Annotated in this window: 14 protein-coding genes; 1 reads left to right on the top strand and 13 read right to left on the bottom strand. The window is 38.1% G+C overall.

Translation table 11 applies throughout. The features are described from left to right. Positions 1 to 206 precede the first annotated feature (206 nt). The 13 genes from AAG747_RS26590 to AAG747_RS26530 form a co-directional block, all read right to left on the bottom strand. Positions 207 to 830 carry a hypothetical protein gene (locus tag AAG747_RS26590; RefSeq protein WP_346824298.1) on the bottom strand — a complete coding sequence of 208 codons (624 nt, stop codon included), beginning with the start codon at positions 828 to 830 and terminating at the stop codon, positions 207 to 209. Positions 831 to 872: 42 nt separating this feature from the next. Continuing rightward, positions 873 to 1859 (bottom strand): HEAT repeat domain-containing protein, encoded by a 987-nt coding sequence (locus AAG747_RS26585; protein ID WP_346824297.1) that lies wholly within the window; start codon positions 1857 to 1859, stop codon positions 873 to 875. Between the two features lie 95 nt (positions 1860 to 1954). Continuing rightward, complete coding sequence (locus tag AAG747_RS26580; protein ID WP_346824296.1) at positions 1955 to 2590, bottom strand: SMI1/KNR4 family protein; 636 nt, start codon at positions 2588 to 2590, stop codon at positions 1955 to 1957. A 568-nt stretch (positions 2591 to 3158) separates the two neighbouring features. Continuing rightward, positions 3159 to 4091 (bottom strand): hypothetical protein, encoded by a 933-nt coding sequence (locus AAG747_RS26575; protein ID WP_346824295.1) that lies wholly within the window; start codon positions 4089 to 4091, stop codon positions 3159 to 3161. 301 nt (positions 4092 to 4392) lie between these two features. Further along, the gene (locus AAG747_RS26570) at positions 4393 to 5526 is read right to left on the bottom strand and encodes an acyltransferase family protein (RefSeq protein WP_346824294.1); all 1134 of its coding nucleotides are present in this window, start codon (positions 5524 to 5526) and stop codon (positions 4393 to 4395) included. A 114-nt stretch (positions 5527 to 5640) separates the two neighbouring features. Then, positions 5641 to 6006 carry a nuclear transport factor 2 family protein gene (locus AAG747_RS26565; protein ID WP_346824293.1) on the bottom strand — a complete coding sequence of 122 codons (366 nt, stop codon included), beginning with the start codon at positions 6004 to 6006 and terminating at the stop codon, positions 5641 to 5643. 49 nt (positions 6007 to 6055) lie between these two features. Next, positions 6056 to 6571 carry a 2'-5' RNA ligase family protein gene (locus AAG747_RS26560; RefSeq protein WP_346824292.1) on the bottom strand — a complete coding sequence of 172 codons (516 nt, stop codon included), beginning with the start codon at positions 6569 to 6571 and terminating at the stop codon, positions 6056 to 6058. 352 nt (positions 6572 to 6923) lie between these two features. After that, complete coding sequence (locus AAG747_RS26555; RefSeq protein ID WP_346824291.1) at positions 6924 to 7496, bottom strand: DUF6630 family protein; 573 nt, start codon at positions 7494 to 7496, stop codon at positions 6924 to 6926. A 149-nt stretch (positions 7497 to 7645) separates the two neighbouring features. Further along, entirely contained in the window at positions 7646 to 8758 is a 1113-nt protein-coding gene (locus AAG747_RS26550; RefSeq protein WP_346824290.1) for a YARHG domain-containing protein, read from the bottom strand. Between the two features lie 66 nt (positions 8759 to 8824). Then, positions 8825 to 9811: a phosphotransferase enzyme family protein gene (locus AAG747_RS26545; RefSeq protein ID WP_346824289.1), complete on the bottom strand. Its 987-nt coding sequence runs from the start codon at positions 9809 to 9811 to the stop codon at positions 8825 to 8827. A 711-nt stretch (positions 9812 to 10522) separates the two neighbouring features. Beyond that, a complete protein-coding gene (locus AAG747_RS26540) occupies positions 10523 to 11137 on the bottom strand; it encodes a class I SAM-dependent methyltransferase (RefSeq protein WP_346824288.1) in 615 nt (204 codons plus the stop codon). Between the two features lie 173 nt (positions 11138 to 11310). Further along, positions 11311 to 12174 carry an AraC family transcriptional regulator gene (locus AAG747_RS26535; protein ID WP_346824287.1) on the bottom strand — a complete coding sequence of 288 codons (864 nt, stop codon included), beginning with the start codon at positions 12172 to 12174 and terminating at the stop codon, positions 11311 to 11313. Positions 12175 to 12313: 139 nt separating this feature from the next. Next, positions 12314 to 13021 carry a class I SAM-dependent methyltransferase gene (locus AAG747_RS26530; RefSeq protein WP_346824286.1) on the bottom strand — a complete coding sequence of 236 codons (708 nt, stop codon included), beginning with the start codon at positions 13019 to 13021 and terminating at the stop codon, positions 12314 to 12316. Positions 13022 to 13119: 98 nt separating this feature from the next. On the opposite strand from AAG747_RS26530, the gene AAG747_RS26525 reads away from it, so the two are divergent. Continuing rightward, entirely contained in the window at positions 13120 to 13992 is an 873-nt protein-coding gene (locus AAG747_RS26525; RefSeq protein WP_346824285.1) for a LysR family transcriptional regulator, read from the top strand. The last annotated feature ends 86 nt before the right edge of the window (positions 13993 to 14078 follow it).

The following is a 14078-nucleotide window of genomic DNA, read 5'->3' as shown; positions in this document are numbered from 1 at the left end:
AATTGGTTTCCCTACAAATTGTACCACATATATAGCTTGCAAGCAAGCTCCCTAAATTTACTTATTTTGATAAAAAATTCAATGGCGATGGCTACCACTTTTCCGTATGGCAATGAATAGAAGCAGGTCATTTTGTTTTTATCAGGAATAATATTGATAACATAAGCCTTGCTTTACTACCATAAGGATGTGTTTGTGGGTGTTTTTTAGTAAGAAAGACTTCCATTCAGAGCCTTTTTTATCCTTTTTTGAATTTTGAAATATTTAAAAGAAGATAAACTTCCTAGTTGTTTATACTCATAATGAAGTGGATCATTATAAGAATATGGCTTTTGGGTCTCTATCACTACAAGTAATTTACCCAACAGTTGCCTTCCATAAAAAAAAGTGAAAACTGACACCAATAGTAAAGCGATCAGTAAAATAGTAATTATTGTTACAAAAATTAAGAGAAAAGGGTTGGGGTCTGTTTCAATATTAAGGCTTATTTTAAATATTAAAGCCATAAATATGGTTTGGCTGGAAAGAAATGTAAACGACCATTTTGAAAAAATTAGTAATTTTTTTAACCGGGTAGTGTTCAAGTTAGAATTAAAGTCAATTGTTTTCATCAATTCATCAAGGATCACTTCCATCCAAAATACATTAAACATTAAGTATGGAAATGGATAGAAGTAAGCTACGATCGGAAGTGGATTTATTAATATGGCTCCAGTCAAAAGGGTCTCCCCAATAAAAATACTTATCCCTATGAGAAAAGGAGCATTTAATATCAGATATGATTTTAATGCACTTGCATTGATGATATGCCTGATGATGAGTTGCTTCATATTTTGAGAAGAAATATGGTTAAACCGTACCCTGTACTTTGCTTACTTCATAAGGTTTTCGTCAAACCATTTTCTTTCTGTGGTATCGAGAAGGTCGAGCTTCTTCTTCCTTACAAAGTCAAAAATCGTATCGGCTCTGGTATCCTGTTGACCCATTAGAAATGTAAAAATATGTACTAACTCAGGTTGGGCTTCTCCTATATAAACCGTACTGGTTTTTCTGGGTTTTGACAAAATACTTTTGACTCTTTTAATGAGTAAGTCCGGCACACTGCCATCTCCATATTTGCACAAGGCTTGTGTGATCACAGACTTTACATCGTTATTCCTGTTGGTTTCAAATAAAGCCTTGAAAAATTCAAGCTCATTGGCTCCGTTGATTTCTTCAAGAGCCCGGATGGCAGCGTTTACTGTAAAAGCTTTGCTATTTGTGCTAGCAATATCCTTGAGGGATTCAATAGATTTTAAGGAGCCGTGTTTGGAGAGAACATGGCATATGGAACTGAGCTCATGAGGTTTCTTTTTACAAACCTTCACGAGCTCCAAGCATACTTCTTCTATTCTTGGCGAATATGACTGGCCTAACCGGTAAAGTAAACCAAGCGTGTTCAACTTTATCTGCCAGTCTTTGTGCTTCGCTAATTCAAACAGGTATTCCTTCTCTTTACTAATCTTCAGAGTACTGTGGTTCAAGGCTGTGAGGGCCACATCCCTGATCCACCGGACTTTTTCATTCCTAACCAGGTCAAGTATGTAGTCTGCGGTGGAATGTTCCCCCGCCTTGTCCGCAATCCTTACTAGTACCTGGATAATATGAACTCGCTTTTTGGTGACCTTTTCCTTTTCCAATCGAACTTTTAGCGGTTCGATGAATTGAGGGTCCTTCAACATTTGAACCTCTTTACGGGCTTCCCAAGCAATGGTTAAATCAGATTGAAACGAAACACCCTCCGGAAGGGAAAGCCCCGGTCTTAGGTTTTCATTTTCCAGTCGTTCCAATAAGTCATCCAAATATTCTGTAGTACTCATTTTCACATTTACATAATTGATTTCAGGGTAAGGGTATGTCCAAGGGTTGTCAAAGGTGTGATACCTGTTTGACCGGTTTAAAGTTAAACATTAACCTAGCTTGTGGCATGATGATTTTCCATTACCTCTTTGATGGATTCATCCAGCCAGTGTTCGTACCATTGAAGAAAACTTAACCTGTTTTCCGAATCGAAAAAGGGATCGGGGTAAATACCTTGTTCATTGCACCGGTCATCAACCCAGATGTTTCCGTATTCACTTCCGTTTACCACCAAATTCATTGTGGTTCCACATCCGTAATTGGAGATGCGAAGAAGTCCTTTGGCCCATTCATCATCGTAGTATTTTTCAAAGAAACCGTTTTCTTCTTCCTCAGGCAATGTTTCAAAATCCATATTCCAGGCTGCCGTATGTGGGAAGGGGCGGGACAGGTCAATGAGTTGACCGGGATCTTTATAATCCAAGTCCGAAAACCGGCCGTTTTCCAGCGGTTCCAAGCCGTAATAAGGTCCGGCACCACCGTTTCCTATGTGTAGTAGAAATTCCCGGTACCCGGATGGTAACTGAATGGAATTCTCTTCTTCAAAGGTTTGAATTTCCTTTTCTGTTAAGCATGGATTGAATTGATATTTATGCTTGTGCGCTCCGAAAATATATAAATTGGCATCAAGCTTTTGGAGCTCTTCAATTTTTTGTTGTATTTGTTCCAGTTGTTCTGATTTTTTTGTCATTTACTTGTTGGTTTTGCCTCGGGTAGATTATGTTGTGAGGACGTTCAGGATTTTTGGTTACTACTATTTTCAAAAATGGTTTTTATAAAAAAACAGATGTGACCACTTGAATGGCCGCAGTTTATGCGTACCAATTTGGTTCATGGTTTACATCTTCTTCTTTATTGCTTATAAAAATTGTAGCTTCTTCATTGGCGGCAAAAAATGCACAATTGAAAAAATAGAAAAGGCTACTTTTCTCAAAGTATAAAGATAGTTTAAAAAAATCACTCAGAAGACTAAACCGGTAGCTTTTGATTTCTTTAGTTTTCCCGGAAAAAGTACTTGGCCATAACGGAAAGGGATAAGCGTAGTAGAAAGCATACCTTGCCTCCAATAACTTGTGTTTATGCGGCACTTGGCTGAATTATGCAAAGTACAGGGCTATTCATTCCATATTCCTAAAGAGAAGGACAAGACATTAGTTGTGAACCGGTAGAAAAACCTTACAACGAGAGGTTCCAACCGGTTCAAATATATTCAGGTATCTAAATTCGAATACGCATCAAGTCTTTCATTTCAGAGAGGGTTAAGCTCCCATCATTTTTGCGATTTTTCTTCCGATTTTTGCACTCAGCTTTTGAGGGCCTAGTTTAAAACTTTCATGCATCTTTACAAGATCTATCTGTTGAAAACCACTTCCGTAATTTGAGGGAGACTCGTGATACCACAAATTGCCATAAATTTGATTCCTCTGTTGGCTAAGGTGGTTGTAGTCTAACTTTACCGCATGAAGTGTATCAAATGCAGGTTTGAATATGGTAATACTATTGTTTTGGTTGGTTTGTTTGACCGTATCACACCAATTCCAGGGTACCCAACAAGTGTCAATATCCCCGTTGTATTTCCAGAAATCGTATAAATATTGATACTTAGGCTTAAATTTCATTAAGTGAGTGTGGATTGGCATTTGTTCCGCTTCTTGCTCCGTATAAATGTTGACCATGTAGGTCAACGCCTTTTTCCGGGTATCGGCATGCGGACTGATCTCATAGCCATGCAAGTTTTTCTGATAAGCGGTTTCAATATAATGTGTATGGGCGATCCCGAATTTTTCGGTGAGACAATTTTGGAAAGGAGAATCGTTTAGAAAGCCGAGCAAATCCTCTAAAAATGAGGATCTTATTTTTTTTAACCGCATGGTCAGGCCATACCCGGCTATGATATTCCTGCCGTAACCTTCGATAAGCTTTCTATTAAATTTTTCTTGGGGGTTATTTAAAAACTCCAAATAATGCTGAATGGACGTAATACAACCAGGGAAATGTTGTTGGGTATATCCTTGATCAATGAGATCATCAATAAGCTCTACATGACTGCTTGCAACGGGCCTGAGTATCTGCGGGTCCGAAATGATTTTTTGAAAGTCTTTTTCATGAAAAAAATTATTGATTGTTAAGTGTTTGAAAGGATAGGATTCAAATTTGGTTTCCTTAATCTTGTCTATTAAGTAGTTAAACATGGTACTATTGATTTGGTTAATTAGCTGGTGCTGGTTATGTAATTAAAAAAGAAATTGCCGCCTTTGGTGGTTTCGTAAAACCTTACTTTCAAGAAACTGTAGCTTTCCGTTTCTATCTCAGAACATGTTTCAATTTCACTCTTTGGCTTAAAAAGTCCCATTTCAAGAACCTCAGTGCAGTATTCTGAGAACCTTAAACTGAAATTTTTTACCGTCAAAGGGGGGCTTCCACAACGAATTTTAAACATGCTCTTAAAAAGAAGACCCACAAAGCCGCTCAAAGGTCTAGCCTCTTCAAAAATTATTTGTTGCTTTTAACTAAATCCCCACTAACAATTACCGAATAGTTTAATTTTTTGGTGATGAAGGGTCTTTCAAAATAGTTGTATGAAAAATGACTCAGGACAATCGTTGCCAACGTAATGCTTATGAGCAAAACAGGATGGAAGGCCGTATTTTGAAGGGTATTGATATCAACAATGGAAGATGCGAATTTTAAAACCGCCACAATGACAATCATATGATAAACATACAGTCCGTAAGAAATCTTTCCCAGGTAGTTTAAATAACGATTCTCAAGCTTTAAAATAGATTGGTCATTGGAAGAGATATTTAAAATCAACACACAGATTATCAAGGAAGTCAGTTCTGTTTTTATAATGCTGAAATACTGGAAGTTCAACATATCCAAAAGTAAAAGGAAGAAGACTGAAACCGCAATTAATTGAAGTGGCTTTTTATAGAGGTATTGTAAAAATGCAGCCCGCTTGTATAAGCCGTAAGCCCCAATCCCTCCGATAATCATGGAAGAGAATCTTGTTCTGTAAATAAGTTGATTGATAGGGTCTTGCGGGAAAAAGAACTTGCCTCCTAACTTTAGGATAAAAAAGAAAACAAGTAAAAAAATCATGAAGCGGAACAGGTACTTTTTGATCTTAATGACATAGGGCCAAAACAAGTAAAATTGTTCCTCTACCGCTACCGACCACAGTACATTGGCAAAGGCCACATTGGGTAAGTAAACAAATGAAACATTTGCCAGTAAAAAAGAAAAGAGTATCAACCTTGTTTTGTACGTAGTCATGTCGGTTGAGTAATTTTCTATATGAAAAAAATCAAAATGGGGTAGAATAAAGAATGCAATAAAGATGATCAGAAAGTAGAGGGGCCAAATTCGCAACATTCTTCTGACATAGAAATGTTTAATATGGATCGATTTTACCTCCTTTTCGCAGAGCAAAAGGTAAGTAATCAGAAACCCACTGAGAACGAAAAAAACTGTAACGCCAAATGCCCCCAGGTAAGAACTATACTCCATGGACCATATAGTAGAATATCCTAAACAGTGTTTAATAAATTCCAAATGGTGCATGATGACCAAGAGTGCAGCAAAGAACCTGATCCCGTTCAGGCCTTTAAAATATATTTTTTTCATATATGAAGGATTCACCCCTGTAAGAATCGCTCTTAAGTGCCGAATAGTTAGATGTTCAAGATTTTAACAGTATCCAAGCAAATGAATTCGCTTGATTGGCCGAGGTGAATATTTTTATAATTTCATACTGCTTCCGGCTATTACTTTCCATGTATCATTGCCTAATTGCCAGACCCTGATGATATGGAATTTTGCGTCAATATTTTGGTCAAAAAATGTCCCTTTCATTTCAATGGTTACAGAAACAACGGCATTGTTTTCGATGAGGCGGATTTGTTGTTCGCTTGATAAAATTTCGTCAAAAATCATATTACCCGACCTGTACGTTTCCAAATCCATGGCTTTGGTGATGGTGTCGCCATTTGGAAGGTTAAAAAGCAGGTCATCATGTAATAATTCGTCTAATGTTTGGGTGTCGCTGTTTTTCATTGCACTTAACAAGGCTTTTTCTACAGCTACTATTGATGCAACTTTGTTCATATTCTTAGCGTTTACGGGTTGGTATTTCCGGTATGGATTTTTTATTTTTCTATTCGGGTTTCAATTTAAATTCTTTCAAAACATTCCACACATTCCACTTCTTTCCTGTTTCCTGTTCAATCAAACTAATCTTAGAAAACTTGATTGTAGCGGGAAATTCAACCTTTTTTATCTCCTCAAACAGTTGGCCGGTACAGGCGGAGTTTCTGGGATGCATTAGTGTAATATGGGCTTGCAGCTCTCTTGGAAAGCTGATGATACCTTTTAAAATGAATTTTCTAAGATTTTGCAATTTGCCGTCTTGATCATTTACCGGGATCAATACCCCCTTACCTTCAGAAAACCTTTTTACTGTCTCCAACTTGATTTCGAAGGGTTCTTGTTTGAGTTTGGACAGGTTGCCGAGCACCATGTCTAATTTATCGATTTCATCCTCTCTACATAGCGTTACATGGCTTTGTATTAAGCCATATTGTAAGGGGTTATGTTTTCTGCGGACTTCTTCGATCCCTTGGGATTGATTACCTTCTATCAACAAGGATAATTGTTTTCTTTTTCTATTCATTTTTTAGTCATACATCAAGTCCCGTATGTGTATAAGGATAGGGGAATACATATACGGGATTTCTTCTTTATGCTATTCCGCAATTATAAATGATTGTTTGATTTAAGGTATATATAAATTTTCACAAGGGAAAAAGTCTGACCAACTTTAAATCCAGGAAAAACGCCAACGAAGCGATATAGTTTGTTTGACTATAACGGTAGAGGGTATGAGGATAATTAATTCTGGCTGGTATTCCGGTTTATGTTTTTCTTGAGAGGGGCCTTGTTAATACCTATCATATTTTTTAAATTTCAATCCGAATGCGTAAAATTAATTTTTTAGCTGTCAGTATTTTCCAGGCCATATGGGATTATATAACCTTTATTACATTTCCACAATCACAGGTAATATCTTGATTATCTCCCGATTCAGGGAAATATAAGGCCCCGCATTTCAAACATTCTATTACTTGCAGGTCATCGTTACCTTTTGGGTAACCTTCAAATTCAACCGTCTTAAGTTGCAATAATTTGTTGAAGTTTTTTTGCTTCACTACGGTAAAGGTATATTCATCTGTCCCCGTGGGCAAAAACAATAATTGATACCCTTTTTGGATTAATTGTTTGTCCAGTTCCTCAAATAATATCAAAGGAGCATCGCCTCTTTTCAATGTTCCGTAATAACATTTCTCTTCTATCTCTTTATACACGTCCTCTCCCTTCAATTCTATGGTTTCGTTAAAATTCTTAGCGATATATGCCTGTAAAAAGCGGATAACTTCCCCGTCTTCATCTTCTCCACTCCAATCTAGTCGCATGAAAAAATTATTCCGGAACAGAAAATCGATCAAATCTTCAGCAAGTAAAAACGCTGAGTAGTAAGGCTCTACAATTTCGGTATTGAGAAGTAAGTTTAATAACTCAACCTTATCCGCTTTTTGCATGATGATTATGTTTTTTTATCAAAAATACACTGTATTAAATATAAGTGAATTTTGGTAGTAATCATCAATTATTTATTGTCTTTTGCGGTAAGGTAAAGTATATGACTAGAAAAGCATTGAAGAGCAAAATGTTAGTTTTGCTCAAGTGCTTAACGATTGGCTGCTTTCATAGCGAGTAGCCATTCTCTCTCCTCTTTCCCAAAAAGATCAACATTTGCCTGATATGAAGGATTGGGTTGGTACCACTCTAAGGACTCAAAATACTTTTGTATCAATTCATTTTTAAAAATATAGCCTCTTCTGGCAAAGGGTAAGTTCCTCAAAATTTTGAAGGCATTTTCATTACTTGCATTCATCAAGTGTTTGAAATCGGCCACATTATAAGGGAGCATTAGTTTTGTATGGTCAAAGGTTTGGGTTTGAAGGGACTGCGTATTTCTTTTACAGTAAATGTATAATTCGTCCACCGGCTTGAAATTTTTCTTTTTGAAAACCACTGTTGCCTCGTTGGTAATGACTCTTAAGGGTTGGGTTTCGGTTTCCGAGTAGGGTAGAGGAGTCCCGTCCATAAATTTTGTTGCTCCCGTCCAATACTCAAACCCGGTGAAAAATGTTTGACTGATATTGTAGTCGGTAAAATCTCCAAGATCCAAAATGAGAGTGAAATCATCTATCTGTTGATTGGCCCACCGGTTGGCTGCAGTTAAGATATAATGAAAGTCATAAGCCAAATCGACCGATCCGGACACTTTGAATTGATATTCGTGTTTTATCGTGTTTGTCCCGGGTTGAAAATTTGTGTTGAAATGGTAGACATAATAAAAATCCGGTTCATTGGGGTTAAAGGTATCTCCCATAGCCTTTTGAACAGAAATGGATTTTATTTGCTCATTTTGATAATAGGCATCGTCTTGTACCATCGCCACTTTATAGGACAGTTCCTCGCCATTCATGATTACCTTGAAATTTTCAATATAAGGATGGCGTCCGTTTTTAGGTGTTCCGTTAACATCACCATTGGGCGAGGGTGCTTCGAAACCTACTAAAATATCTTTTACAGCCCCCGGATTATGAAAGATATAATCCACTGTCACTTTGATATAATCCTCATGGACCCGTTCTATTTTCAACACTTCTTTACTTACCGAAACCGTAGTTTCATTTATCGGAATCAGGTGGTTTCCCGATGCATAATACGCCCCGTCATTGGCTTTTGCCAAAGCAGCTGTGAGGACGAACGAAAATAAAAATAGAATTCTCATATTCTTGAAAGTTTATACTCATGATAAGGTGAATGAAGCCGGATTTTTCTCCGGGCAACAGATGCATTATATTTCGATTCCGTTAAATACCATCCAGTGGTTTACCGTATCGATCCAATATTTCAAAAAATCTTCACTTAAAAAAATATTTGAAAAATCGTCAAATCTTTGGGCGTGAATCCCTGAGTAGTGCAGCCAAATAGCCAGTCCGCCATAGGGAATCATTCTTTTTTCTTCTTGGCTTATACCCGATATGGATTGATACCCTTGATAAAAACGATTCATTTTTTGATTGAAAATTTCTTTGTTGGGCTCATTTTTAAACAAAAGCATCAGGCTATAAGCAATGTCCAGAAGTAACCAGCCATTTCCGCAATTGTCAAAGTCAAAGATCGTGATTTCCGATTCGTCTTTAATTTTCATATTGTCATACCATACATCAAGGTGAACGGCTCCGGTTCTGATTTGATTTAAATCAGCTTGTGCAAATTGAGATGCAATCATTGAATTTGCCCTGTCAATATATTGCATTTCTTTCAGAGACATGGGAAACCGCTCTTTTAAAGCTTGGAAAGCCCAACCTGCGAGGGTTTGAGCATTATAGGTTTTCCGGTTTAATTTTTTTCCGGTGGTAACCCGATGCATTTTCGCCATTTCAAGACCAAGCTGGAAACAGGTTTTATCGGAGGGGTTCCGAACTGTTTGTCCTTGGGCATACGAGAATACGACTGCCAACCTTTCACCTTCCCATGCATTGAACCGCTGGATATAGGCTGATTTTTTGTCGCGGATCGGATAAGATACTAAGATATCGTTTGCCTTCAACAGGTTTAAGAGTTCCAGTTCTGCCATAATTTCCTCTTCCGTACGCCAGTGCAGGTGATATACTCTTAAGACGTATTTTTCTTGAGCATCGGTGATGAGGTATGTATGATTTATTCCCAGTCTAAGTACATTACAGGTGGTATTTTCACTAAATCCGTAGAGCTCAATTAAACGTTGTGCGAGAGCTACGGGGGAGAGTGTGGAACTGATTGCCGGAAAGTGATTCATCCTTTTGTCTATTAGTATTTAACATGTACAAATGCTGTTACGCTTACATTACAATAAAAGAGACAGGGGCGGATTTTTATTTAGCAATCCTTTCCTTTATTTCTTCCCAGAGGTTGTAACAGAAATTGCAATTATAAATAAAAAATGACTGATAAGGTATATAAAGGTTAAAACCTTGCCATTAAGAGCTAACCGGTGAATTGTTCATCCCTGTAGCGTTGTGTTCATCCGACCCTCCTGTCATGTTATAACGGGAGGGTATATGAGTAGGTTATTGCATGAACCTTAACTTGCTACTTGACAAAGCCATCAAACATTTAGCGGACACTGTTCATCCGCCATTGTTGATTGCAAAACCTGAGTGGGGAACTCAATGGGATATTGATTTTGAAAAAGCCATTTATACCAGATGTCGACTGTTGGAACAATGCTATTCCGAACGAGCATAGGTAATCACTATTCATTTGCCCTGGCTTGGTTTGGAGTATATCGGGCGAAGTAAAAAGAACTATCAATGGCTTCCTCGCACTTTACACCGTATGCAACCGTCCTTTAGTGCTCCGTCAACGAGATGTTCTAAGTGAATGAGTGAAAGTGCAATAGTAGGTAGGCACTTCAATTTGTGAAAAGTGTATTCTTTTTACCTACGTTTAATGATTCACTCATTCATCAAATTCATGTTTTGGGAGGTTAACTGAAACGCTCTTCTTGTTACCCGCGTTTCCTTCCGACAAACCTAATCACTGAGCCTTTACCGTTATGATATTTCCCTTCGTTTAAAAGGATTTCTTCTTCTTCGAGTTTGAGTACCTCAAAATTCTTAAAGTCGTCTTGAAGTTCTTCTTCAGAGAATAAGTCTTCCAGTTTGTTGGGGCCGCCAATTCTTGGGTTTGCCTCTCTGAATGTTAAATGACTTTTGCTGAATGCCTCGAAAATTACCAGGCCTCCTGGCTTGAGGTAATTGCTTAGTTTTTGATGGAAAGCGGATTTCTTTTCGGCCGGAAAGTGAGCGTAAATTAACCCGATAACATCAAAAGAGTCTTTTTCAAAGGCAAGATTTTCAAAATCACCCACTTCGTACATCAGCGTCACATTCTTTTCCCAGGCAAGCTGTAAGGCTTTGGCTTGCCCTTCTTTACTTTGGTCAAAGGAGGTTACTTGCCATCCAAGCTGTGCTGCAAAGACACCGTTGCGCCCTTCTCCATCGGCCGGCATCAATATAGATCCCGGATCGTATTTTATCAGCCATTCTTTAAAGAATACGTTTGGCTCTTTGCCGTATGCAAATTCCTGGTCTTTATATCGTTCATCCCATTTCTGTTTCATAAGGATTCGGGTTAAGTTGTATGTAATAAATTGTATTTACCTCAAAAGTAGTGTTCTGATCACTTGATAAGGTAGGACAAACATGCAGTTCAATAGGACATACCTGAAATGGGAACATACCTTTGATTTTTTTATTCCGATGAGGGGCCCCGTTGATCGTGAATACCAGGCGTTCATGCCTTTTTGAAAGTATGTCTGAATACTTCGGGAGAGTAACCGGTTTGCTTTTTGAAAAACCGGATAAAATAGGAAACATCCTCATAACCCAACTGAAATGCAATTTGATTGACTTGATTAGACGTGGCCAGCAAATACCGTTTGGCTTCTAACAAGATATATTCATTGATCAGCTCCGAACAGGTTTTCCCCAACGCTGCTTTGGTAATGGCATTCAACTGATAGGGAGAAAGGTGCAGCATGTCTGCATAGTGAGCCACTTGTTTATGTTGAGTGATATGGGTCTCCAAAAGTGCTAAAAACTCCTCAAGACGTTCTTGTGTATAGGGAGTGACATTGTGCACGGGGTGTTGATCTTGTTGCCGGAGAAGTTCGATCATGATAATTTTCAAGTTTGCTTTTATAAGATCCTGATACCCTTCCCCTTGGTTGGCGAACTCCTGAGCAATATACGATAAGGCAGTATCCAGTTTGCGGAATGTTTGGGCTTCCAATTGATAATAATTGTTCTTACTTGCTTTGCGCAAGTGTTGATAAGATTTATTATCATGAGAGTCATAAAAGCCGGCTTTGAAAATCATCATGTATCCGGTACTATCGGCATTTAATCTGAGTTGATGCACCTGACCGGGCCGCATGAAGTAAACTGTATGATCAGTAACCTTGTAGGGAGTAAAATCTATTTCGTGTTTGCCGCTCCCCTTTTTCAAAGCAAGTAGATAAAAGTAGTCATGCCGGTGAAGTTCCTGAATCAAGTCTTTCCCGGTAAATAAATTTTGAAGGTTGCGTATGTTAAAGCTACCGGAAAAGTCCGTTTTTTTTGACTTGGTATCAATATATCGTATCGGAATTTTTTTCATTTTAATTCAATGCTTTTATTCACTCACCGGAAAATGGTTTAAAGTTACGAAAGTTATATTTTTCAGCAATTCAATGAATAGAGTTCGTTGAAGAAGAAGGGCAGGCGTTATGCATCCATAACCCCTGATATGAAAAAGCTTATTTAATTCCTCCGAAAGCTCCGAAACAGAGGTTTTTGTGCAATATTTCTACTTTGCAAAAGCCTACTTTTTTCATCAGTTCCAACTGATAATTCATGGACCTTGGAGAGTCTTCTTTGGCGATATATTCTAATACTTTTTGTTTGTAATCCAGACCGCCTAATTCAGCCAGGTAATCTCCGTATTTTTCCCAAACGTACCGGTCTACTTGTACCGTATCTTGTGTAATTAAGTCGGAAATCATGAGGCAGCCACCCGGCTTGAGCACCTTGAATAGTTTTTGAAAGATAGCTTCCCAGTCCGCATCATCTCTCAAATGATGTAATACGGCACCCGCTAAAATGATATCGAAGTGATTGTCTTTTAAAGACACCTCTCTGATATCGCCTTGGGAAATTTCGATCCTTCCATTACTCTGTTGAGAGGCCCTTTCGTAAGCTTTATCTAACATAGGCTTACTTAAATCTACCAATGTACAATTGAGGTGGGGTATTTTTGAAAGCATTTTTAAGGTATAGTTGCCGGCTCCACACCCAATGTCCAGCAAATTCTCAGCTTGGGGTACTATTCTTTTGGAGGCTTCGGTGATAAGCTCCAAAGAGATTTGGGCATCTATCGTGGTTTGCTGACCTGTTTCAAGGTTTGAAAACCTTTCTACATCCTTATCGAATCGTTCCTTGATTTCCGCAACAGTTGATTTTTCCATTTTTCATTTCTTTTTGATGAATTGTTTCAAAGGTATTGCTTTCAATAAATACTTAAAAAGACTTATTTTGTCATTAAACAATACTTATTAGGTATAGTATGGAATTAAGACACTTAAAATACTTTTTGACGCTGGCCCGGGAATTGAATTTTACGAAGGCTGCCGAAAAACTCTGTATATCCCAACCACCTCTAAGCCGGCAAATTAAAGAACTGGAAGAGGAGATCGGGGCACGTTTGTTTGACAGGAACAATAAAACCGTGACGTTGACGGATGCCGGGAAGTATTTTGAGAAAGAAGCGGGGAAGCTTATCCGGAACTTGGAAGCCGCTACACTGAAAACCAGAAAAATATCGGAAAATATCAGTGGAAAGTACCGGATTGCATATATCAGCTCTACCTTTTCGGTCACCATTTCCAAGTTGATCCGACATTTGACTCAACTATATCCCTACCTGAATATTAAGCTCTATGAAGTTCCTTCCCACAAACAAATTGCCGCTTTAGAGCAGGGGAAGATAGACCTGGGCATCTTGAGAGCACCTTTGATATCTACAAAAATAACCTCCAAACGTTGGTTTCAAGATTCGTATTCTTTGGTCTTTAACAATCAGAATATACAGTTGAATTCTACCCGTGAAATTGGAAAGCTAAAAGATGAAATATTCGTCTTTTTTAATAAAGACTATGCTCCGGACTATCATAATTCCCTTTTGGAAATTTGTGCTAAATATGGATTTACACCCAATATTGTCCATGAGTCGAACAATATCAATTCGATCATTCAGCTTGTCAGAAATGGATTGGGTGTATCGATTGTCCCTTCCTGTTTATCCAAAGGCCAACGTTACCCGGAAATCGATTATTTAGACTTACAAGAGACGGGGTTGTTTACAGATGTATTGCTGGCAACTCCCAAAGATTCTTATTCAGAAGTGACCGGTTCGGCTGTTTCGTATTTATTGGATTGATATCTTTCTTTTTATAAAATACTGGCGGTTGAAATTTGCAGTTCGACCGCTAGTGTGAGGGAGCATCCAATAGGAATTTTTACTTA

Source organism: Rapidithrix thailandica (genome assembly GCF_039710355.1).
In the GTDB taxonomy this organism is placed as follows: domain Bacteria; phylum Bacteroidota; class Bacteroidia; order Cytophagales; family Flammeovirgaceae; genus Rapidithrix; species Rapidithrix thailandica.
The sequence above is the reverse complement of the archived record's forward strand: the minus strand, read 5'-3'. Positions and strand labels throughout refer to the sequence as shown.